General features: G+C 67.3%; 12 protein-coding genes. 7 read left to right on the top strand and 5 right to left on the bottom strand.

The features are described from left to right. Nucleotides 1-35 precede the first annotated feature (35 nt). Nucleotides 36-1,643: a sialate O-acetylesterase gene (locus GobsT_RS23390; protein WP_010050107.1), complete on the bottom strand. Its 1,608-nt coding sequence runs from the start codon at nt 1,641-1,643 to the stop codon at nt 36-38. Nucleotides 1,644-1,734: 91 nt separating this feature from the next. Further along, nucleotides 1,735-3,153, bottom strand: coding sequence for a pyridoxal phosphate-dependent decarboxylase family protein (locus tag GobsT_RS23395; RefSeq protein ID WP_010050110.1), 1,419 nt, complete (start codon nt 3,151-3,153; stop codon nt 1,735-1,737). 923 nt (nt 3,154-4,076) lie between these two features. Here GobsT_RS23395 and GobsT_RS39895 point away from each other — a divergent pair. Next, nucleotides 4,077-5,492, top strand: a complete 1,416-nt coding sequence (locus tag GobsT_RS39895) for an SMP-30/gluconolactonase/LRE family protein (RefSeq protein ID WP_010051324.1) — start codon at nt 4,077-4,079, stop codon at nt 5,490-5,492. Between the two features lie 295 nt (nt 5,493-5,787). Here the strand turns inward: GobsT_RS39895 and GobsT_RS23410 are convergent, their stop codons facing one another. Further along, nucleotides 5,788-6,750: a C45 family autoproteolytic acyltransferase/hydrolase gene (locus GobsT_RS23410; RefSeq protein WP_010051326.1), complete on the bottom strand. Its 963-nt coding sequence runs from the start codon at nt 6,748-6,750 to the stop codon at nt 5,788-5,790. Nucleotides 6,751-6,889: 139 nt separating this feature from the next. Here GobsT_RS23410 and GobsT_RS23415 point away from each other — a divergent pair, with 139 nt between their 5' ends. Beyond that, nucleotides 6,890-7,396 carry a methylated-DNA--[protein]-cysteine S-methyltransferase gene (locus GobsT_RS23415; RefSeq protein ID WP_010051330.1) on the top strand — a complete coding sequence of 169 codons (507 nt, stop codon included), beginning with the start codon at nt 6,890-6,892 and terminating at the stop codon, nt 7,394-7,396. Between the two features lie 132 nt (nt 7,397-7,528). On the opposite strand, the gene GobsT_RS23420 is transcribed toward GobsT_RS23415, so the two are convergent. Both GobsT_RS23420 and GobsT_RS23425 read right to left on the bottom strand, forming a co-directional pair. Beyond that, nucleotides 7,529-8,398, bottom strand: coding sequence for a polysaccharide biosynthesis/export family protein (locus GobsT_RS23420; protein WP_010041309.1), 870 nt, complete (start codon nt 8,396-8,398; stop codon nt 7,529-7,531). 117 nt (nt 8,399-8,515) lie between these two features. After that, nucleotides 8,516-12,505 carry an AsmA-like C-terminal region-containing protein gene (locus GobsT_RS23425; RefSeq protein WP_010041306.1) on the bottom strand — a complete coding sequence of 1,330 codons (3,990 nt, stop codon included), beginning with the start codon at nt 12,503-12,505 and terminating at the stop codon, nt 8,516-8,518. A gap of 220 nt (nt 12,506-12,725) precedes the next feature. Between GobsT_RS23425 and GobsT_RS23430 the strand changes: the two genes are divergently transcribed. The 5 genes from GobsT_RS23430 (at nt 12,726) to GobsT_RS23450 (ending at nt 20,067) form a co-directional block, all read left to right on the top strand. After that, nucleotides 12,726-13,727, top strand: coding sequence for a class I SAM-dependent methyltransferase (locus GobsT_RS23430; protein ID WP_010041304.1), 1,002 nt, complete (start codon nt 12,726-12,728; stop codon nt 13,725-13,727). 98 nt (nt 13,728-13,825) lie between these two features. Then, nucleotides 13,826-14,662 carry a formate dehydrogenase accessory sulfurtransferase FdhD gene (fdhD, locus tag GobsT_RS23435; protein ID WP_010041302.1) on the top strand — a complete coding sequence of 279 codons (837 nt, stop codon included), beginning with the start codon at nt 13,826-13,828 and terminating at the stop codon, nt 14,660-14,662. A 150-nt stretch (nt 14,663-14,812) separates the two neighbouring features. After that, nucleotides 14,813-15,250, top strand: a complete 438-nt coding sequence (locus tag GobsT_RS23440; RefSeq protein WP_010041300.1) for a hypothetical protein — start codon at nt 14,813-14,815, stop codon at nt 15,248-15,250. A gap of 163 nt (nt 15,251-15,413) precedes the next feature. Continuing rightward, entirely contained in the window at nt 15,414-16,961 is a 1,548-nt protein-coding gene (locus GobsT_RS23445) for an efflux RND transporter periplasmic adaptor subunit (RefSeq protein ID WP_010041298.1), read from the top strand. A 4-nt stretch (nt 16,962-16,965) separates the two neighbouring features. Beyond that, nucleotides 16,966-20,067 (top strand): efflux RND transporter permease subunit, encoded by a 3,102-nt coding sequence (locus tag GobsT_RS23450; RefSeq protein ID WP_010041296.1) that lies wholly within the window; start codon nt 16,966-16,968, stop codon nt 20,065-20,067. The last annotated feature ends 9 nt before the right edge of the window (nt 20,068-20,076 follow it).

Consider the following 20,076-nt stretch of genomic DNA (forward strand, 5'->3'; position numbering starts at 1 on the left):
CCCGTCGAAAGCTCACATCTTCCGGGCTCGGCGGGTCACTTCTTCGGCCGCGGCTGGGTGGTGTACGGCGCCTCGTCCGTGCGGAACGGGGTCGCCGGCAGCCCTTCCTTGTTGAAGAAGTTGAGCGTCGGCTTAGCGAAGTTCACCCACCCGTAGCGCACCGCGACCGGTTCCGGCACCAGCTCGCTGCTGAGCACCACCGTGTCGTCCTTGATCGCGGCCTTGGCGGGAACGAACTTCCCGTCCTTGCCGGCGACCTGGAAGCCCACGAGGTCGCCGTCCTTCGCGACCAGCCCGCTGCCGACGTTGTCAAACGTCAGGGTGGCGGCGCCGCTCGCGTACTTCACGTCCTTGAGCGTCGGCCCGTAGTACACGATCTTCTTGCCGTACTCGATCCCGAGCGCCGCCAGCGCGAGCCGCTCGCCCACCGGCTGCTTCGGCTTCGGGTGGATGTCGGTCTCGTTACCGACGTCGGTGATGACCGCGATGCCGGTCTTCGGGAGCGCCTTGGTGGCGTACAGTTGCGCGTCGCGGAGTTCGGCGTAATCGACCCCACTGGCGCCGCCCCGGAACGGGGCCAGTTGCACCAGCATGAACGGCAGCTCGCAGTTGAACTGTTTGCGCCAGTCCTTAATCATTGCCGTGAACAGCGTGCGGTACTCGAACGCCTTGCCCGCGTTCGACTCGCCCTGGTACCAGATCGCGCCCTTCACCTTGAAGTTCAGCAGCGGGTAAATCATCGCGTTGTAGAGCACACCCGGGGTGCCCGGCCCGAGCGCGGGCGGGGTGGCGCCGGGCTTGGTCGGCTCCTTCGGGACCGGCTTACCGGCCGCCTTCAGCTTGTCCGCGTTCTCCTTCCACTTGGCGAGCGACGTATCGTAATCGGCCTGGGCCTTCTTCGCGTCGTAGTTCTCGTACCCCTTCACCGCGGCGCGGGCGGAGTCGGCGTAGTACTTCAGGCTCGGGTCGGCGTCGAGCGCTTCGAGGCTGGCCCACGCCTGCGCCGGGGTCCCGCCCCACGAGGTGTGGATCAGCCCGACCGGCACGCCGAGTTCCTTCTGGAGCTTCTGGCCGAAGTGGTACGCCACGGCCGAGAAGCCGCCCACGGTGTCCGGCCCGCTGACCGACCACTTGGTGAAGTGCTTGAGGTCGTTCTGGTCCTGGATCGGGTGCGGCGCGGTGCGCTTCTGCACGGTGAACAACCGCAGGTTCGGGTTTTCGGCGCCCTTCTTCACGTCCTCGGGCGACTCGCCGGCGTTGACCGACCATTCCATGTTGGACTGGCCGGAGCACACCCACACCTCGCCCACCGCGACGTTCTTCAGTTCAACGGTGTTGGTGCCCTTGATCGCCAGCGTGAAGCCGGTGCCGGCGGTCTGCTTCGGCAGCTTGACGACCCACTTGCCGTCCTTGTCGGCCGCGACGCTCGAAGCGGCGGCGGAGGCCTGCCCGGGCGCCTGCCGGGTGAGCTTGACTTCGACCTGTTCGCCGGCCCCGGCGGTGCCCCAGACGGTCAGCTCGGTGCCCTGCTGGAGCACCATGTTGTCGGAGAAGATCGGGTGCGGTTTAACGTCGGCGCGGGCGGTGCCCAGCGCGAGCACGCTCACCGAAACGGTGAGCAGCGCGGCCTTGAACGAGCGCATGTGACGAGGCTCCAGTGGTGCGAGAGGGAAGCCGGAAGGTAGGCGCACGACAGATTAAACCGCCGCGCGCCGAAAGGCAATCGGGCGCGCCTCAAATCGCCGCCTCGGCCGCGCGGCGCATCGCGCCCCAGGTCGTCGCAACATCGTCCCATTGGGTCGTCAGCCCGGCGATCGACACCCGCACCATCCACCGCCCGCCGAGGACGGCCGGGGTGAGGTACGCCAGTCCGGAGGCGTTCACGCGCTCGCACCAGGCGCGGGTGTGCGCGTCGAGTGTATCGCCTTCCAACCCCGGCGGTTCGTGGCGCACACAAACGGTCTGGAGCGGCGCCGGTGCGACCACCTTCCAGTTCGGGGTTTGTGCCACCTCGTCCGCGAACCGCCGCGCGTACCCCATGTCGCGCCGCAGCCGCGTCTGGAGCCCCGACACCCCTTCGCCGCGGATCAGGCACCACAGCTTGAGCGCGCGGAACCGGCGGCCCAGCGCGATGCCCCAGTCGCGGTAGTTGGGCGCCTTGCCGTCGGCCGCCGTGCGCAAGTAACTCGGGCTCGTGGACATCACCCGGATGAGGTGCTGCGGGTCGCGGACGTAGTACAGCGAGCAGTCGAACACCGCCCCGAGCCACTTGTGCGGGTTGAGCACCAGCGAATCCGCGCCCTCGACGCCGTCCCACATCCACCGGCACTCCGGCAGGATCATCGCCGAGCCGGCCATTGCCGCATCCACGTGGACCCAGAGGTTGTACCGCGAAGCGACCGCGCAAACGGCCTTCACCGGATCGAGCGCCGTCGATGCGGTGGTGCCCGTCGTGGCGACCACCGCGCACGGCACCTTCCCCGCGGCTACATCCTCGCGGACGAGCGATTCCAGCGCGTCGGGGCGCATCGCGAACGACTCATCGACAGGCACCACCCGGAGGTTGTCGCGACCGAACCCGGCCAGCAGCGCCGCCTTCTCGACGGAGCTGTGGCTCTGGCTCGAAACGTACACCGTGAGCGGCTTCGGTTCCGCCTGGAGCCCGCCGCGGCCGAGGGAGAAGTTCGTCGCGCGCTCGCGGGCGCAGAGCAGCGCCAGGAGGGTGGCCGTGGACGCGGTGTCCTGAATCACCCCGCTCCACGCCGGCGACAGCCCGACCATCTGCCGCACCCACTCGCAGGACACCTCTTCGAGTTCGGTGAGCGCGGGGCTGGACTGCCAGTTCAGCCCGAGTTGCCCGAGTCCGGCGGCGAGCATGTCGCCGAGGATGCTGGCGGGCGCGTCGTTGGACGGGAAGTAGCCGAAGAACCGCGGGTGCTGCCAGTGCGTGAGCCCCGGTTGAAGCACGGCGTCCAGGTCGCGCATGACCGCGCTGAATGGCTCGGCGTCGCTCGGCGGTTCGGTGGGAAGTTGGCCCTTGATGGCACCGGGTTCGGTAGTCGCGCGCACCGGCCGCGCAGCGATGCCCGCGTGATAATCCGCGATCCAGTCGATCAGCGCATGGCCGTAGGTGCGGAATTCGTCGTTCGTCATGACACACCCGTCAATGGAGAGGTCGTAAGTCGAAGCCAGACGCCGCAAGGTCCACGCACTCAGCCGCCGGAGGCGGGTCCGTTACCACAACTTTCTACCGCTCCTGGTAGTTCCGGAAGTCCGAACTACTTCCGGCCAGCCAATCGGAGCAGCAGAGCCGCGACTCACACGGGAGCAACGGTCCCACCGTCACGAGCAAAACACTTCCACAACCATTTCCATCACAACACGTTACAGCACATTTCCCCACGAAAACGGACCGGATTTCGAGTTGATTCCGATAGCGAAAATCGAGGTCCAATCGCGTGATTCGGAGGGAGCAAATGACCCAGCCCGTGACCAGCCGAACGCTAGCGAAGTGGTAGTCGGTGACCCGTCGCCGTCCAGTTCGTCGCGGTTGGTGCGCGGGTGTCGACGTTTCACACCCGCCTGCGTCAGCAGGCGGTTCGTCGAGGTTTGGTCGAACCGCCTGCGTCAGCAGGCGGGTGTGGGTTACAAGCGCCGAACGGAGAACAACCGAAACTGCGAAAACGAACACGCCGCGAGCTTGCTCGCGGCGTGTTCCCGGGTTGCTCCACTTCTCAACCTGTGGTGCGGAGCGCTCACGGCACCGCCCGGCCGGGTCACCCGGTCGGACAATCGGAACCACGAATTGCGGGGTTGTACCAGACCGATTGTCCGACCGGGTGACCCGGCCGGATAGCGGTGCTGGAACAGCGCTCCCCGCGCGGGGTGTGAAGGCAGTTGCTCGGACGACGCAACATCGTCCTGTCGCAGAGCGACGAGCTGAAGCAACCCGGTTGGTACGCAGTGAAGATACCCGCCCGCCCGGCGGCGGCAATCTCGGGTGCGTGCGAATTGCAGCTTGCGAGCGTGCTGTAACCGCGACACAATCACTCTCCCACCCACGAGGCCCTACCACCATGCGCCACGTCCTCGCGCTGACGCTGCTCGGTCTGACCGCCACACTGAGCGCCGCCGACAAAGACGAACTGTTCACCGCGAAACCGCTCACCGAGAAGAACAGCTTCACCCCCGGCATCGAGGGGCCGTGCTGCGACGCCGCGGGCAACTTGTACGTCGTGAACCTCAAGCTCAACGGCGACGGCACCAGGAAGAACGGCGACATCGCGGTGATCGCGCCCGGCGGCCAACCGAGCGTGTACATCGACCTGCCCGAAAAGAGCGTCGGTAACGGCATCGTGTTCGACACCAAGGGGTTCATGTACGTCGCCGATTACACCGGCCACAACGTCCTCAAAATCGATCCCAAAACCAAGGCAGTCGCGGTGTTCGCGCACGAGCCGACCGCCAACCAGCCCAACGACCTCGCGATCGCCCCGAACGGAACCTTGTACGCCTCCGACCCAAACTGGGCGAAGGGCACCGGACAGCTCTGGAAGGTCGCGACCGACGGAAAGTTCACCAAGGTGGCGGCCGACATGGGCACCACCAACGGGATCGACGTTTCGCCCGACGGCAAGATGCTCTACGTGAACGAGAGCGCTCAGCGCAACGTGTGGTCGTTCCCTATCCAGGCTGATGGCACGCTCGGCGAAAAGAAGTTGCTCAAGAAGTTCGACGACCACGGCTTTGACGGGATGCGCTGCGACGTGGACGGGAACCTGTACATCACGCGCTACGGCGCGGGCACGGTCGTGAAGATGTCGCCGGACGGCAAGATCCTGAAGGAGATCGATGTGCTCGGGAAGAAGCCGAGCAACATCTGCTTCGGCGGTCCCGACGGCCGGACCGCTTACGTCACGGAAGTCGAGTTCAACCGCGTGGTGACGTTCCGCGTGGACCGTCCGGGCCTTGCGTGGGCGCGGCTGCACGCGAAGGAAACCGGAACCGTAGAGCTGTTCAACGGCAAGGATCTGACCGGTTGGGGTTACATGAAGGGTGCCACGTTTGAGGGGTTCGACGGAAAGACGGAATCGTCCGACAAGCGGTATTCTGCGAAGGACGGCGTACTCGTGGTGAACCCCGGTAAAGGCCTCAACCAACTGTGGACAGCCGCCAAGTTCCCGACGGACTTCGAGCTGCGCCTGGAGTTCCGCGCGGGGGTCAACGCGGACAGCGGGCTGTTCGTTCGCGGGCCGCAGTTGCAGGTGCGCGACTACCTCGTCGCCGGGCCGTACAAGAACCTCAAGAAGTACAAGCCCCAGGACTGGAACGAGATCGTGGTGGTGGTGCGGGGCGAGGTGGCGCACTGCACCTGCAACGGCGAGGTGCTGAACGACAAGATGAAGGTCCCCGCGACCGGCCCGATCGGGTTGGAGGCCGACCGCGGGCAGATGGAGTACCGCAACATCCGCCTGAAGGAACTCAAGCCATAGAGCGCGTAGCGGAATGAAATCCGCTTGGGGCAGCGCGGCCGGCCCGAGACGAGGGCGTGTCGCACCAACGCTCAATGGATGGGCAAAGATGATTTTGACAGGATCGACAGGATAAACAGGATTTCAAATTAGTCTGCCTTCATCCGGTGAATCCTGTCGATCCTGTCAAAATCTGCCTTTATGAATACATGTGCCGGAACGAAGCCGCAACTCTTAATGCCACCCGCAAGTCGCACCTCTGGTTTAAATAATCATTTCAAATTTCACAAAATCGCCTGAACGAACCGACCCACGATCAACTCACGAAGTACCGATACAGGTCTGCCGGCGTCACTGCCGGTGGTGCCGCGACCGCGAGCATGTGACTGGGGACGTACATTTCTGCCGTTTGCGCCGTCGGGCACATGACGACGTGCTGCGCGGTGATATCTTGGAGTACGCTCCGGCTCGTGAGTGCTTCCAGCGCCGGTGTGCCGGCGGCGTGCGCCGTCAGGTGTTCGTAGCGCGGGCACTCTTGCGGCCGTGACAACTTGCGGAAGTGGTTCGTCGCCACCAGCGGAGCCGAGCCGATCGGTCTGCGCGCGACCGCATCTTTGGTGGTACGCTCGATCACAACGCGCTCGTCGTTGCGCGACCCGACAACGGTAATGATCCCACCGGACATGAGCGGTTCACGCTCCACCATCTCGACGGCCTGACCGTAGTCCCGCGCGGTGTCGAGAACGTGCCGCAAGAACAGCAGCACCGGATATCCGCTCGGATCGAACCCGCCGAACGCGGCGTTCAGGCACAAACAGAACCCACGCCGCGAAAGCCCTGTCACCGCGCCGAGCATCCCCAGAAAGCCGGCGTTCACGCCGAACTCTTCGTTCACGAGACAACTGGCTTGCGCAACCTGGACCGGCGGGAACCAGTCCATGTTCCGGGCCAGCACCGGGCCACTCGGACCGGCCAGCGCGAGTGTCGAACACCCCATCGCGCTGGCGCCGAGTAAGAGGTCGTAGCAGATGTTTGTGGTCAGCAACTCAAGCGGTTCGACGCCCACGATCGCGGCGGCGATGCGGGCACGTTCCGCGTGGGTCGGATATTTCGCGAACACGCTTTGCGCCACCCGGCCGACCGGCCCTAACTGGTTACAGAGTTCAAGTGTTGCCCGGAACAGCGCCTTCGACCGGGCGATCTGCTCCGGCGGATGCGATTGGTCCGCGACAACCGGCACCGGCTCGTAGGTGTACCCCTCCCGGTTCGTGATTCGCATTGTGGGCTCCGTGCGGTGAGCGAAAATCATCATCACTCGGACGGTCACACACCACAATTTCGCCAGGCACGATGTCCGCTCAGCCGCACACTCGGTTAGGCTCTGTCCTTAACGCCACGACACCCAAGAAGACTTCGGTATGAGTTACGCGCACAAGACAATGAAATCCCCGATCGGCGAACTCACGCTCGTGGGGAGCAAAAAAGGCTTGGTCGCGATTCTGTGGGAGGATGACAGTCCGCTCCGCGTGCGGATCGACATCGGCCCCAAAGAGGCTCGTCACCCGGTGCTGGTCGAAACGGAGCGGCAGCTCAACGAGTACTTCGCGGGGATGCGCAAGGAGTTCTCGGTGCCGCTCGATTTCGTCACCGGCACCCCGTTCCAGCAGCAGGTGTGGCGGGCGCTGCTCGGCATCCCGTTCGGTGAGACCCGCAGTTACAGCGACCTCGCCCGGCAGATCGGGCGCCCCAAGGCCGTGCGCGCGGTCGGCGCGGCCAACGGGAAGAACCCCATCTCGATCATCGGTCCGTGCCACCGGGTGATCGGATCGTCCGGCAAGTTGACGGGGTATGCGGGCGGACTCGCCGCGAAGGCGCTGCTGCTCCAACTGGAAGGCGTGACGGGCTCTGCACTCGACAACGGATGAGTGGTAGCGTGGTAGCGTGGGGTGAAGCGCCACCCGCCGGCTGACACCGGCGGTTCGACAAACCACAGTCGAACCGCCGGTGTCAGCCGGCGGGTGCAACCGACGCCGCCGAGAGGTTTAACCGGCTTCGCATCACTGGTTGGCCGAGGGCAGCGCGGGCACCGGCACCGTTGCCCCGGTCGCGGGAGCGTACCCGCCAGCGGTCGGGCCGCACCCGCCACTGAAGCACGACACCTGCGGGCCGTCGCACGGGCCGGGCCGACGGTGCCGGCCGCCGAGGATGTCCTCGAACGTGCCCTTACTCGGGATGAACACGCGGTCGCCCGGCATGAGCTGGTAGTTCGTCGAGGTGTCGCCGAGCTGGACGATGTTCGTGTAGCACACCGGCAACACGATCCGGCAGCCCTCCGGGGCCGTGGGCCGCGACACAATGATGTTCTGCGGCGACGCCCGGCGCGTCGGGCCGCCGGCCTGGGTGATCGCCGACAGCACGGTGTCGTGCCCGGTGATCGGGAACGCGCCCGGCGCGTTCACCTCGCCCAGCACGTAAAACACCTTTCCAGGTTTCGCGAGCAGGCGCACGGTAATCGCCACCGGCTCCCCTTCCTTCCCCTTCGATTTCGCCCGGATCGCTTCGCGGACCGCCACCTCCACGTCCGGAAGGGTCTTACCCGCGACGACGGGCCGACCGTACTGGCCCAGGTCGATCGTCCCGTCGGGCTGAACCGGTTGGTCCGGCGGCAGGCGAACCGGCGAATCAAGCTCCACCGGCTGAACCAGTAAGGTGTCACCGGGCTCGACGACGTGCGCGGGCAACAGCCCCATCGCCAGTTCGCGCGGCACCGGGGCCGGAACCGGCGCGGTGTCGCGAATGGCTTTCGCGTTCTTGTTCAGCGGGTTGGTCGGCGTGCTGAATCCCAGCGATTCGCCAATCGTCGAACACCCCGTGGCAACCAACAGCCCCAAACTCAGGGCGATCGCGGCGTGGACGCGCGGTTTCATAACACGGATCTCCTGTCCGGAATACCGGAAGTGCCAGTGTTATCGGCTCGCGCGAACGTACCGCTTCAATCGCCTGTTCCTCACTTCACCCAACTTCGCACGTTCCCTACAACCGTCCTATTTGCTGTTCATGGACCCGATGCCGGCGCCGAGCCCCAGCACCCCGGCGGCCTCCGCCGGAAGCACATACCTTGACAGGAAGAACCGCACGGCCTGATCGGTCAATAGTGCGCCCACGTTAACCTTGACCACCGGGTTGCTGGTCTGACCGGTGATTGAGAGCCGCACCGTGCGGTTCGAAAGGAAGTCGCTCACATCCCGGATCAGCGTGACCGGGATCGGGCCGAATGTGGGCAACCGCAACCCGAAGAGGCGCAACCCGGGCACGTCCGGGCCGATCGTCCCGGTGTGCGCCACGACGTTCATATCGATCCGCCCGCCGGTCGTAATAGTCCCCTCCGCGAACAGTTGCGCGGACGGGTTCGCCAGCGCGAGCCGCTGCACGCGGAACACGCCGCCGCGGAGGCTACCCCGAACGTCGCCGGACTGGAACGGCTTCACCAGCCCAGTGGTGTTCAAGAACGGCGTAACCTGCTGAAGAATCGGAATTTCGCGCACCGACGTGTTCGTGAGGGTCGCCAGCAGCGTGCCGTTCACATCGTCGATCGAGCGCACCCGGCTCCCCTGGAGGTCGAACCGACCGGTGATCCGACCATTACCGAGGAGGGCGTTTTCGCCCAGCGAAGGGGCGATCGTGCGGATGGGTACGTCCACGAAGCGCACCTCCCCGTCGAGCCGCGCCTCGCGCCCCCAATCGAGCGTGAGGTGTGCCGTCGCCCGTCCGGAGCCGGCGTTCACCGTCCCCTCGCGGATCGCGAGCCGCCCGTAACCCCCGGCCGCACTGGCGAAGGTGAACGGCACCCGCAGGTCGGTGACCGGAACGCCCGAAACGCTACCGCGTGGCAGCGAGATCGTACCCGACCCGCGCACCTCGCTCCCGAGGCGCGCGTTGAGCATGAGGGACACCGGCCCGTCGATCAGGTCCCGCGAGTCGGCGCCGAGCGGTGCGAGGAGCTTCTTCGCGTCCGCACCGGTGAGCGTCACGGTGAAGTAGTTCCGCTGGGTTTGTTCGAGCCGCACGAGGCCGCGGGCACGAAGCTCGCCGCCGGCAATACGGCCCCTCACCTCCGAAAGCTGTAGGATGTTGTCCCGGAGTACCAGCAAACCGATCAGCTCTTGCGAAACGATGTTGCTGCCCCACTCCAGGCGCGTGAGCGTGATGCGCCCGTTCCCGGCCGAGAGGTCGTTGTCGAAATCGAACGTGACATCCAGCCGGCCGCGAAGCGGCCGAAGTGCATCGAAGCCCAGCCCGCCGGCGACCCGCGACAGGTCCGCACCCATCAAGCGAAACGATCCGCGGTCACGCTTTCCGATGGGCGCCTTTTCGTCATCCTTCTTCAGCCCGGGGTAGCGCCCCTTGATCTCGAACGAGCCGCCGAGCGTCTTGCCCTCCAGCTCGTACTCTACCGCCCCGCCCTTCAACGCCGCTTTCCCGGCCAGGCGCTCTGCCGGGATGCCCTGCACCGTCAGTTTCGGCGCGCTGAGGTCCACGTCCAGGTTCCCGACGCGCGCCTGCCCCTCCTTCGCGGGCGGGATCGTGCCGCCCACCTTCCCGGACACTTTGCCCGCGATCTTCACCGGGAAATCGGGCACCAGGTCCGTCGCCGCGGCGGCGTCGAGTTCCTTGAATTCCACCCCGAACGAGCCACTCTTGTCGGCCGCGAAAGGCACGTCGGCCGAGCCGGTCAGCGAGCCGCCGAAGGCGTCGGCCTTCAGATCGGACACGACCAACCGTTCCGGAGTGAGCGCCCACTTGAGCCCGATGTGGTTCGCGCTCGACTTCGCCAGCGTCAGTTTGGAAGCGGTCACGGTCCCGGTCGCGTTGTACGTGAGCGGCGAGATCGTCCCGGTGAGAGCAGTGTCTGTTTCGAGCACACCCTCCACCGGCGCCGGGAGCTTCACCTCCGGCACCAGCTTGCGGAGGTCGGTGACGCTCGTCCCGGTGGTCTTCACGGTCGCGCGGAACGGGTACTGGCCGGACAGCCCGAGCGTCCCGTCCGCCACGATCGGGATGCCCTCCAGCGCCACCTTCGCTTCTTTGAGGGTCAGGGTGCCCTTCTCGACCGTCGCGGACAGCTTGATGTCCTTCGCGGTGCGCCCCTCAACTACGAGTTCGCTCGACGAGATCTCCCCCGAACCGCCCCACAAGGCCGGCTCCGAGATTTTGTCGTAAGGGGCCGTCAGCGTGACCGCGCCCGACGCCGTGCCCTGGACGCCGAGTTGGAAACCGGGCAGCGCCTTCAGCACCTCGCCGACGGGGATGCGATCAATGGTCAGCGCGGCGTGAACCTCGCCGGGCGGGTCGATCGCGGCGTTCACGGTGCCGCGGAACGTACCGGGCGCGGCGCCACCCTTTGCCGGCTGATCGATCGCCCCTACCAACTCGGTGAGTGCGAACTTGCCGTTCTGGTAGCTCATCTTGGCCGACAGGTTGCGAACGGTGAGCCCTTCGAGGGTGAGCGCCGGCGACGTGATGCTGCCGGTGAACTTGTACGCGGTTTGACTCGCGGCCGAGGTCACCGGGACCGCGATAGTTGCTTCCGCCGTCACCTTCCCGCTGATCTTGTAGCTCAGCTTCACGTCGAGCTTTTCGAGCAGCTCTGCGATGTTGATGTCGCGGAACCGCACGGTCGCGTCGAGCACCGATCCGCCCGTTGCGGCTTCTTTCTTCGGCGGGGGCGGGTCCGCGGGCTTCTTATCCTGACGGGCCGCCGTGCGAACCGGCGCGTTCTTGGGCCGCGCGCCCGTGCCCTTCGGCATCCGCTGGAACTCGAGCTGGTTGCCGGCCGTTCGCAGGTGAATCGGAATATCGTCGGATTTGATGCTCCCCTTGGGGAGCCGGATCTCGACACCTGTAATCGCCCCCTCACCGCTGCCGCTGGGAACCAGGCGCCCGTCGGCAAAGACCTGGAGCGACACGTCCGCACTGCCCTGGAGCTTGCCGTCCATGTCGCGTGGGAGCTTCCACTCCGGGGGCAGTTGCTTCAGGTCCAGGTTCGCGGCGGTGGCTTTCAGCGTCACGAGCGTCGGCTCGGGGGCGAAGTCGGCGACGCCGTCCACGGCCAGTGTCCCGCCCGCGAGTTGGGCCTTCGCACCAACCAGCTTGATCTTCGCGCCGGTCAGGTTAATCAGTCCGGTCACCTTCGCGAGCGTCACGCTCGCATCAGGGAGGGTGAGGGACGCTTCGTTCGGCTTGATGTCAACCGCGTAGTGGACATCGGCACTGGAGTCGGTCCAGAGCCGCACCGCCACCGCGCCGCGGCCGTCGGCCCGGATGCTCTTCCACACGCTCGCGGGCACGAACGGCACCGACTCCAACCGATCCATCGTGAGCGGCCCGTCGGGCGTCTCGAACCGCACCTCGCCCGCCGAGCCGTTTTTCGCGATCTCGCCCTTCAGTGTCCACTGCGACCACGCGGGGTCGTCCATCGTGCCGTCGATCACCACCCGGTCGCCCGCCGGCGTCACGGTGGCGTTGAGGTTGTGCAGCGCGAACTCCGGCCGACCGTCCTGGCGGATCGTCAACCGGCCGTCGGCCAGCACGATGTTCGGAAGGGTACCCCCGCCGCTGCCGCCACTCTCCGGCATTTTCGGCAGTGTCGTCACCACCTTGCCGTCGGAGCTGACGTGGAGCGTGAGGTTCACGCCGCGCAACGTCACCTGCTGGGGCGAGATGCGGCTGGTCGCCAGTCCGAAAAGCGAGATGTCCGCGGAGGCGTCCTCGACGGCGAACACCTCGGACTTGCCGCCCGCCGGCGCCGCGGGGTCGAACAACTTCAACCCGATGGAGGAGGTGACCAGCCCGAGCCGGACGCTGGTCACCTCGACCGGCATCCCGATCTGGGCGCTGATCTTGCGCGCCACGAGCCCCTTACCCGCGCCAGTCGCGAGGTACACGCCGAGGCCGACGCGGAGTACGACGACGATGGCGAGCAGACCGCCGACCCCGATGAGTGCCCACCGTAATCCCTGACGCGGCTGAATCATGGCGCGGCCCCGAGTGTCGCGGATACTTCACCGTAATCGATCCTGCAACTCGAATGCACATCGCGTTCCAACCAGACCGTTGAAAGACCGGCGGAACGCGCGGCGCACCTGGCGCACGCGGCGCAATTCGCACCGCTCCCCGGGAGCGAGTGACGCCGGTCGGGCGTGGTGTCGGTGCGTACCATTACTGCGACCGGCCCATACCGATACGGAGTACGTGATGGCGTCCCCCGCCCTGTTCCTCGAAACGATCAACGCGTTCCAGCGCACGGAGGCGCTCCGCGCGGCCGTCGAGTTGGAGCTGTTCACCCACATCTCGAAGGGCGCGGGCACGGCGCCCGAACTCGCGGCCGCGAGCGGCGCCTCCGTCCGCGGGGTACGCATCCTGGCGGACTATCTCACGATCCTCGGCTTCATCACCAAAACCGGCGAGCGGTACGAGCTGACACCCGACTCCGCGGTGTTTCTCACCCGCGGCTCGCCTGCGTACCTCGGCGGGGCGTTCGAGTTCCTGCTCACACCACAAATCCGCGACAGCTTCGGTAAGCTGACCGCCGCCGTCCGGAAGGGCGGCACGGCGTTCTCGGACGAGGGGACCGTCTCGCACGACAACCCGGTGTGGGTGGCGTTCGCCCGCGCGATGGGGCCGATGATGATGATGCCCGCGCAACTGCTCTCGGAGCTGGTGGGCGGGGACCGCGACCGGCCGCTCCGCGTGCTCGATGTGGCGGCCGGGCACGGGCTGTTCGGCATCCAGATCGCCAAGGACTACCCGAACGCCCACGTGACCGCGCTGGACTGGGCGAACGTGCTGGCGGTCGCGTCGGAGAACGCGAAGCGCGAGGGCGTTTCGGCGCGGCACGCGCTGATCCCCGGCAGCGCGTTCGAGGCCGACTGGGGCGGCCCTTACGATGTCGTGCTCCTGACGAACTTCCTGCACCACTTCGACGTTCCGACGTGCGAGCGGATCGCCGCCCGGGCGCTGGCGGCGCTGGCCCCGGGCGGGCGCGCGCTGACGCTGGAGTTCATCCCGAACCCGGACCGCGTCAGTCCGCCGCCCACCGCGAGCTTCGCGCTGACGATGCTCGCGAGCACGGCCCACGGCGACGCGTACACGTTCGCCGAGTATGAGGGTATTTTCGCCCGTGCGGGCTTCGCCCGGAGCGAGTTTCGGCCGCTCCCGCCGACCGCGCAGCAGGCGGTCGTTTCGTACAAGAGCTGACAACAGGCCGGGAGTTGAGCCGTCTCCGATACCCGGGTGACCTCATATTCGTCGGGCGCGGTCAACAGGGCGGTAGAATCTGCCGGGAGGGTTATTCCATGTACCCGGCTGAGACGACCGATCCGCAACCGTCCGACACCGACCCGGCAACGGCCCGCGCGGTCGTGTTCACGCTCACCTCAAGCGCCGCCGGCTCCGAACGGGAAGACACGATCGCGGTCGAAGCGCCACTGGAACTGCGCATCGGCGGACGGCCCGTAACCGTGCTGATGCGGACCCCCGGCCACGACGAGGAACTCGTCACAGGCTTCCTGTTCGGCGAAGGGGTCATCGCGGACGCCGACGACATCATCGCCTTCGAGCGCCCGGACGCCGAGCGCGCGAACGTGTTGAACGTGCGGTTGATGGTGGCCCGCCGGGCGTTCAACCTGGACCGGCCTTTTTACAGCAACTCGAGTTGCGGGATTTGCGGCAAGCGCTCGCTGGAGTCGGTGGAACTACACGCGCCGGCAGTTCAATCGTCGCTCACGATTTCGCGAACGGTTCTGACGGAGTTACCGGAGCGTCTGCGGGCGGCCCAGCCGGTGTTCGCGCGCACCGGAGGGGTTCACGCTTCGGGACTGTTTACCGCCGCGGGTGAGTTGGTGGCGGTGCGCGAAGACGTGGGCCGGCACAACGCGCTCGACAAGCTCGTGGGCCGGGCGCTCAACGAGGGACAGGTGCCGCTGTCCGGTCGCGTGCTGCTGGTGTCGGGCCGGGTGAGTTATGAACTCGTTCAAAAAGCGGTCGCGGCGGGCATACCGGTACTCGCTGCCGTCGGGGCGCCGTCGTCGCTCGCGGTCGAACTGGCTACGCGGTTCGGAATCACGCTCATCGGGTTCCTCCGGCCGTCCGGGATGAACGTGTATGCGAACCCGCGGCGCGTGGTGGATTAAACGCCAAGGGGACCGCTCGCCAAGAGCCACCCAATCCTGACGCGCCCCCCCGAAGTTCCGTGATCCGTGAAAGCAGTTGACACACCGCCGCGGTACGTTAGCCTGATAGTGCCATATTGCTTCTCGCCCCAACGCCTCGCCCGCCCTCGCATGGTCCGGCTGTTCGTTAATCTCGTGCTGATCCCGTGCCTGCTGCTAACGCAGTTCGCCGCGGTGCCGCACGCGCACGCCGGCGGTTCAACCGGAACTTCACACGAGGGGCACCCGCACTTCCACTTCCACCTGTTCGGGTCGGACCCCGCGACCGACGGGCTCCGCGCGTGTTTCGATGCCGAATGTGCGGACACCGCCAGTGCCCGATCCGCGCCGCCGTGGGATCACGACGCCGACGCCGTGTACGTCGAATCGACCACGGCCTCACCAGAACGCGAGAAGCACCTCGCCCCGGAGTTTATTGCAGAACTGGCACCGGCGCTGGTGCCGCTCCTCCGTGACACCGACGCACCTGTAGCCCCGCGACTCGACGACCGCATTCACCTCCCGGTCCGCTGCCCGCTGTACGTCCGGTTCCTCGCGCTCACAATTTAGCCCCCTCCTCACCCGTCCGTCCCTCGCGCCGGCGGCCACGCCGCGCGTTCCCGTTCGCACCCGTCCGCGCTTGCGCCGCCCGATAACTCCCGGCGCCGCGCGCTCGTTCCCCGGTCACGGCTTCGAGCCGAACTGGACACGCCTAAGCACAGCGAGCGAACTCATGAGCGTTCACACACCCACGCCGCCCCCCCCGGTCGCGGCCCCGTCCCCTGCTCTGCCGGCGCGCCCGACGCCGCGCTGGCTGAAAGTCGTCCTTTGGCTCGCCTTTGTCGGGATCGCCGGCGGAAGCGCGACCGCTGTCGCACTGTCGGTCGGCGCGAAGGGGAAGCCGGACGAGCGCGCGGCCGAGGAGAAAAAGGCCGAAGAAGATAAGAACGCGGTGACCATGCCGAAAGCGAAGCAGACCGCCGCGGGCGTGGAGACGGCTCCCGCCACAGCGGGGCCGTTGCGAACAGTCACCTGGCGCACCGGGCGCGTGGCCCTGAACGAGGACCGCGTCGCGCACATCAGCCCGCCGGCCGAGGGGATCGTCCGCGAGGTTCCCGTTCGGGTCGGCCAGACGGTGACCGCCGGCGACGTGCTAGCGGTCATCGAGTGCCGCGAGTTCGGGTTCTTGAAGCTCGAACTGGTGAAGGCCCGGATCGCCGCCGCTACGGAGCGCGAGGCGACCGAGCGCACCCGCACCACGATGACCAACGCCGCCGAGTTGCTCAAGCTCCTTGTAGCCAGCACCCCCGCCGCGGAGATCGAAGCGAAGCTCGCCGACAAGCCCATCGGCACCTGGCGCGCGGACCTGCTCGGCGCTTCCGCCCGGCGGCTCCAGTTCCGCGCGCAACTCGCGTCGCTCAAGTCGTCCAGCGGCGCGGTCGCGGAATCGGTCGTGCTGAAGGCCCAGGCGGAAGCCGACGCGGCCGACGCGGCCTACGCGAGCCTCGTCGAAGACTTGCGGTACCAGGTGCGGTTCCAGGTGCGCCAGGCCGAGTTGAAGCTCCGCGAGGCCGAAACCACGCTCGACGTGGCCAAGGCGAAGCTGCTCACCTTCGGCATGACGCCCGAGGCCGTGAACGCGCTCGACCCGATCGCCGAAGGCGCGAAGGCGGCGCTGCTTTGCGTGCGCGCGCCGTTCGCCGGGACGGTCGTGGAGAAGCACGCGGTCACGTCCGAACGGGTCGGACCGCAGTTCCAGATGTTCGTCCTCGCCGACCTCGACACGGTTTGGGTGCAGGCCGATGTGTTCGAGCCCGACCTGCCGCTCGTGCGCGACCTCGACGGGCGGGAGGTGACGTTCCGGTCCGAGGTGGCCGGGCTCGCCGAGCGCCCCGCGAAGGTGGTCCACACCGGGGACCTGGTCGATAAGGCGTCGCGCACGCTCACCCTGACCGCCGAGGCCGCCAACCGGCCGCTCAAACCGGGATCGAACGACCGCGCCCTGAAGCCCGGAATGTTGGCCGAAATCGGGTTCGAGAGCGGCTCGTCGGCGCCCGTCGTTCAGGTGCCCGTCGGGGCGGTGTTGCGGCACGAGAACAAGCCGTTCGTGTTCGTGTCCACGGCCGAGGACACCTTCGTCAAGCGCGAGGTGACGCTCGGCCGGCAGTCCGGCGACGCGGTCGAGATCCTCGACGGGCTGCGGCCGGCGGAAGCGGTCGTCGTGCGCGGCGGGTTCGTGCTCAAGTCCGAGTTGCTCAAAGACCAGATGGTGGGGGAGTAACCGGATGCTCGCGCGCGTGATCGACTTCGCCATCGGCAACCGTTTCCTGGTCATCCTCGGCTCGCTCCTTCTGCTCGCCGCCGGCCTGTACGCCGCGGACCGGCTGGCCGTGGACGCCGTGCCGGACGTGACCAACGTGCAGGTGCAGGTGATGACCACGGCCCCGGCGCTCGGGCCGCTGGAGGTCGAGCAGGGCGTCACGATCCCGGTGGAGGCCGCGATGAGCGGGCTCCCGCGGGTGGAGGAGATCCGCTCGGTGTCGCAGTTCGGGCTGTCGGTCGTGACGGTGGTGTTCGAGGAGGGGACCGACATCTTCTGGGCGCGCCAGCAGGTCAACGAGCGGCTGGCGGAGGCCCGCGAGCGCATCCCGCCCGGGGTGCCCGCGCCGAAGCCCGGCCCGATCGCCACCGGGCTGGGCGAGATCTACCAGTTCGAGGTGCGCAACAAGCCGGGCTACAGCCACCCGCTCATGAAGCTCCGCGAAATACTCGACTGGCAGATCGCGCCACAGCTCCGCGGCGTGCCGGGGGTGATCGAGGTGAACACCAACGGCGGGCAGCTCCGCGCCTACGAGGTGCGGCCCGACCCCGAGAAGCTGCGCGCGTTCAACATCCCGCTCGAAAAGCTGTTCACCGCCCTTCATGAGAACAACGCCAACGAGGGCGGCGGGTACCTGCTGCTCAAGTCGCAGGAGCAGCGCATCGTGCGCGCCGAGGGGCGCATCAGCTCGCTCGACGACGTGCGGAACGTGGTCCTTGATGCCCGCGGGGACGGCACCCCGGTGTACGTCCATCAGGTGGCGGACGTGCAGTTCGGCCCGGTGCTGCGCCAGGGCGCGACCACCCGCGACGGCCGCGGCGAGGCGGTAGTCGGCGTCGTGATGCTGCTCGCCGGCGAGAACTCGCGGGCCGTCGTGCGCGGCAGCAAAGAAAAGATGGAGGAGATCAAGAAGACGCTCCCGGAGGGCGTCGAGATCGATGTGGTGTACGACCGCACGGAGCTGGTCGAGCGCACCGTTCACACGCTCAAAACCAACCTGGTCGAGGGCGGCGTCCTGGTCGTCGTGGTGCTCCTGGTGCTGCTCGGGAGCCTGCGGGCCGGGCTGATCGTCGCGCTGGCGGTGCCGCTGGCAATGGCCGGCGCGTTCGTGGGGATGTGGTACGCCGGGCTGTCGGGCAACCTGATGAGCCTCGGCGCCATCGACTTCGGGCTGATCGTGGACGGCAGCGTGGTGCTGATCGAGAACGTGGTGCGCCGGGTGGCGGAACACCGGCACCACCACCGGGACGACCGCGCGCCGCTCGAGGTGGTCCGCGACGCGTGCCGCGAGGTGGCCCGCCCGGTCGTGTTCGGGGTGGGCATCATCCTGCTGGTGTACCTCCCGATCCTCTCGCTCCGCGGGGTGGAGGGGAAGATGTTCAAGCCCATGGCGCTGACGGTGATCTTCGCCCTGCTGAGTTCGCTGGCGCTGGCGCTGTTCCTCATGCCGGTGCTGGCGGCGATCTTCCTCCGCAGCGTGTCCGAGCACGAGCCGCTGCTGGTGCGGCTCGCGAAGGCGGTGTACCGCCCGCTCCTGGGCCTGGCCGTCGGCGCCCCGCGGGCGGTGGTGCTGGCGTCGGCCGCGACGTTCCTCCTGAGCGCCTGGACCGTTCAGCACATGGGCGCGGTGTTCATCCCGAAGCTCGACGAGGGGTCCGTCGCGATCCAGGCCACCCGGCTCCCCAGCGCGTCGCTCGAAACGTCGGTGCAGATGACCACCCGCCTCGAGCAGTGCCTGCGCGAGATGCCCGAGGTCGATTCCGTGGTCAGCAAGAGCGGCCGCCCGGAGATCGCCAACGACCCGATGACCATCAACCTCACGGACGTCATCGTCACGCTGAAGCCCAACAGCACCTGGCGGTTCGCGAGCAAGGAGGAACTGGTTAAGGCGATGGAGGAGAAGCTCGAGGCCGAGGTGCCGGGTCAGGTGTACGCCTTCTCGCAGCCCATCGAGCTGCGCGTGGCGGAGCTGGTCGCGGGGGTTAAGGCCGATGTGGGGATCAGCGTGTACGGGGACGACCTCGACCAGCTCCGCGCGACCGCGGAAGAGGTGGCGGCGGCGGTCGGGAAGGTGCCCGGGGCGGCCGACGTGGCGGTGGAACAAACCGGCGGGCTGCCGTACCTGCGGGTCATCCTCAAGCGCGACGCGCTGGCGCGGCACGGGATCAACGCCCGGGCCGCCCTCGACGCCGTCGCCGTGGTCGGCGGCAAGGACGTGGGCGAGGTGTACGAGGGCCAGCGCCGGTTCCCCCTCCAGGTGCGGTTCCCGGAAGCCGTGCGCGAGGACCTGGGGCGCCTGAAGAAGGTGACCGTGCCCGACGCGAAGGGGCGCCCCATCCCGCTCGAACAGCTCGCGGAGCTGCGGTTCGAGGACGGCCCGGGCCAGATCAGCCGCGACGCCATCCGGCGCCGGGCGGTCGTGTCGTGCAACGTCCGCGGGCGCGACCTCGCCGGGTTCGTCGCCGACGCGCAAAAGACCGTGGACGAGAAGGTGAAGCTGCCGACCGGCTACTCGGTCGCGTGGGGCGGGCAGTTCAAGAACCTGCAAGAGGCCACCAAGCGGCTGTCGGTGGCGGTGCCCGTCGCGCTGCTGATGATCTTCGTGCTGCTCCACTCCACGTTCAACTCGACGAAGCTCGCGGCGCTGATCTTCCTGAACGTGCCGCTGGCGGCGTCGGGCGGGGTGTTCGCGCTGTGGCTCCGCGGGATGGACCTGTCCATCTCGGCGGGGGTCGGGTTCATCGCGCTGTTCGGCGTCGCGGTGCTGAACGGGGTGGTGCTGGTCACCTACGTCGTCGAGCTGCGCAAATCGGGCGCCGACCCGCTGGGCGCAGCCTTTGAAGGGGCGATGATGCGCGTGCGCCCGGTGCTGATGACCGCGCTGGTCGCGACGCTCGGGTTCATCCCGATGGCACTGTCGAGCGGGTCCGGGGCGGAGGTGCAGAAGCCGCTCGCCACGGTGGTGATCGGCGGACTCGTGACTTCGACGCTCCTGACGCTGTTCGTGATCCCGGCGGTGTACCGCTGGTTCGACCCGGAACCGGCGACCGCGGCGGCGGAGGTATAACGATCGTTA

The sequence above is a fragment of the Gemmata obscuriglobus genome (assembly GCF_008065095.1).
Taxonomy (GTDB): Bacteria; Planctomycetota; Planctomycetia; order Gemmatales; family Gemmataceae; genus Gemmata; species Gemmata obscuriglobus.

Coding starts and splice junctions, on each gene's coding strand:
- GobsT_RS23390 (WP_010050107.1), bottom strand. CDS start 1,643: ATGCGCTCGTTCAAGGCCGCGCTGCTCACCGTTTCGGTGAGCGTGCTC.
- GobsT_RS23450 (WP_010041296.1), top strand. CDS start 16,966: ATGCTCGCGCGCGTGATCGACTTCGCCATCGGCAACCGTTTCCTGGTC.
- GobsT_RS23420 (WP_010041309.1), bottom strand. CDS start 8,398: ATGAAACCGCGCGTCCACGCCGCGATCGCCCTGAGTTTGGGGCTGTTG.
- GobsT_RS23440 (WP_010041300.1), top strand. CDS start 14,813: ATGGTCCGGCTGTTCGTTAATCTCGTGCTGATCCCGTGCCTGCTGCTA.
- GobsT_RS23410 (WP_010051326.1), bottom strand. CDS start 6,750: ATGCGAATCACGAACCGGGAGGGGTACACCTACGAGCCGGTGCCGGTT.
- GobsT_RS39895 (WP_010051324.1), top strand. CDS start 4,077: ATGCGCCACGTCCTCGCGCTGACGCTGCTCGGTCTGACCGCCACACTG.
- GobsT_RS23445 (WP_010041298.1), top strand. CDS start 15,414: ATGAGCGTTCACACACCCACGCCGCCCCCCCCGGTCGCGGCCCCGTCC.
- GobsT_RS23430 (WP_010041304.1), top strand. CDS start 12,726: ATGGCGTCCCCCGCCCTGTTCCTCGAAACGATCAACGCGTTCCAGCGC.
- fdhD (WP_010041302.1), top strand. CDS start 13,826: ATGTACCCGGCTGAGACGACCGATCCGCAACCGTCCGACACCGACCCG.
- GobsT_RS23415 (WP_010051330.1), top strand. CDS start 6,890: ATGAGTTACGCGCACAAGACAATGAAATCCCCGATCGGCGAACTCACG.
- GobsT_RS23395 (WP_010050110.1), bottom strand. CDS start 3,153: ATGACGAACGACGAATTCCGCACCTACGGCCATGCGCTGATCGACTGG.
- GobsT_RS23425 (WP_010041306.1), bottom strand. CDS start 12,505: ATGATTCAGCCGCGTCAGGGATTACGGTGGGCACTCATCGGGGTCGGC.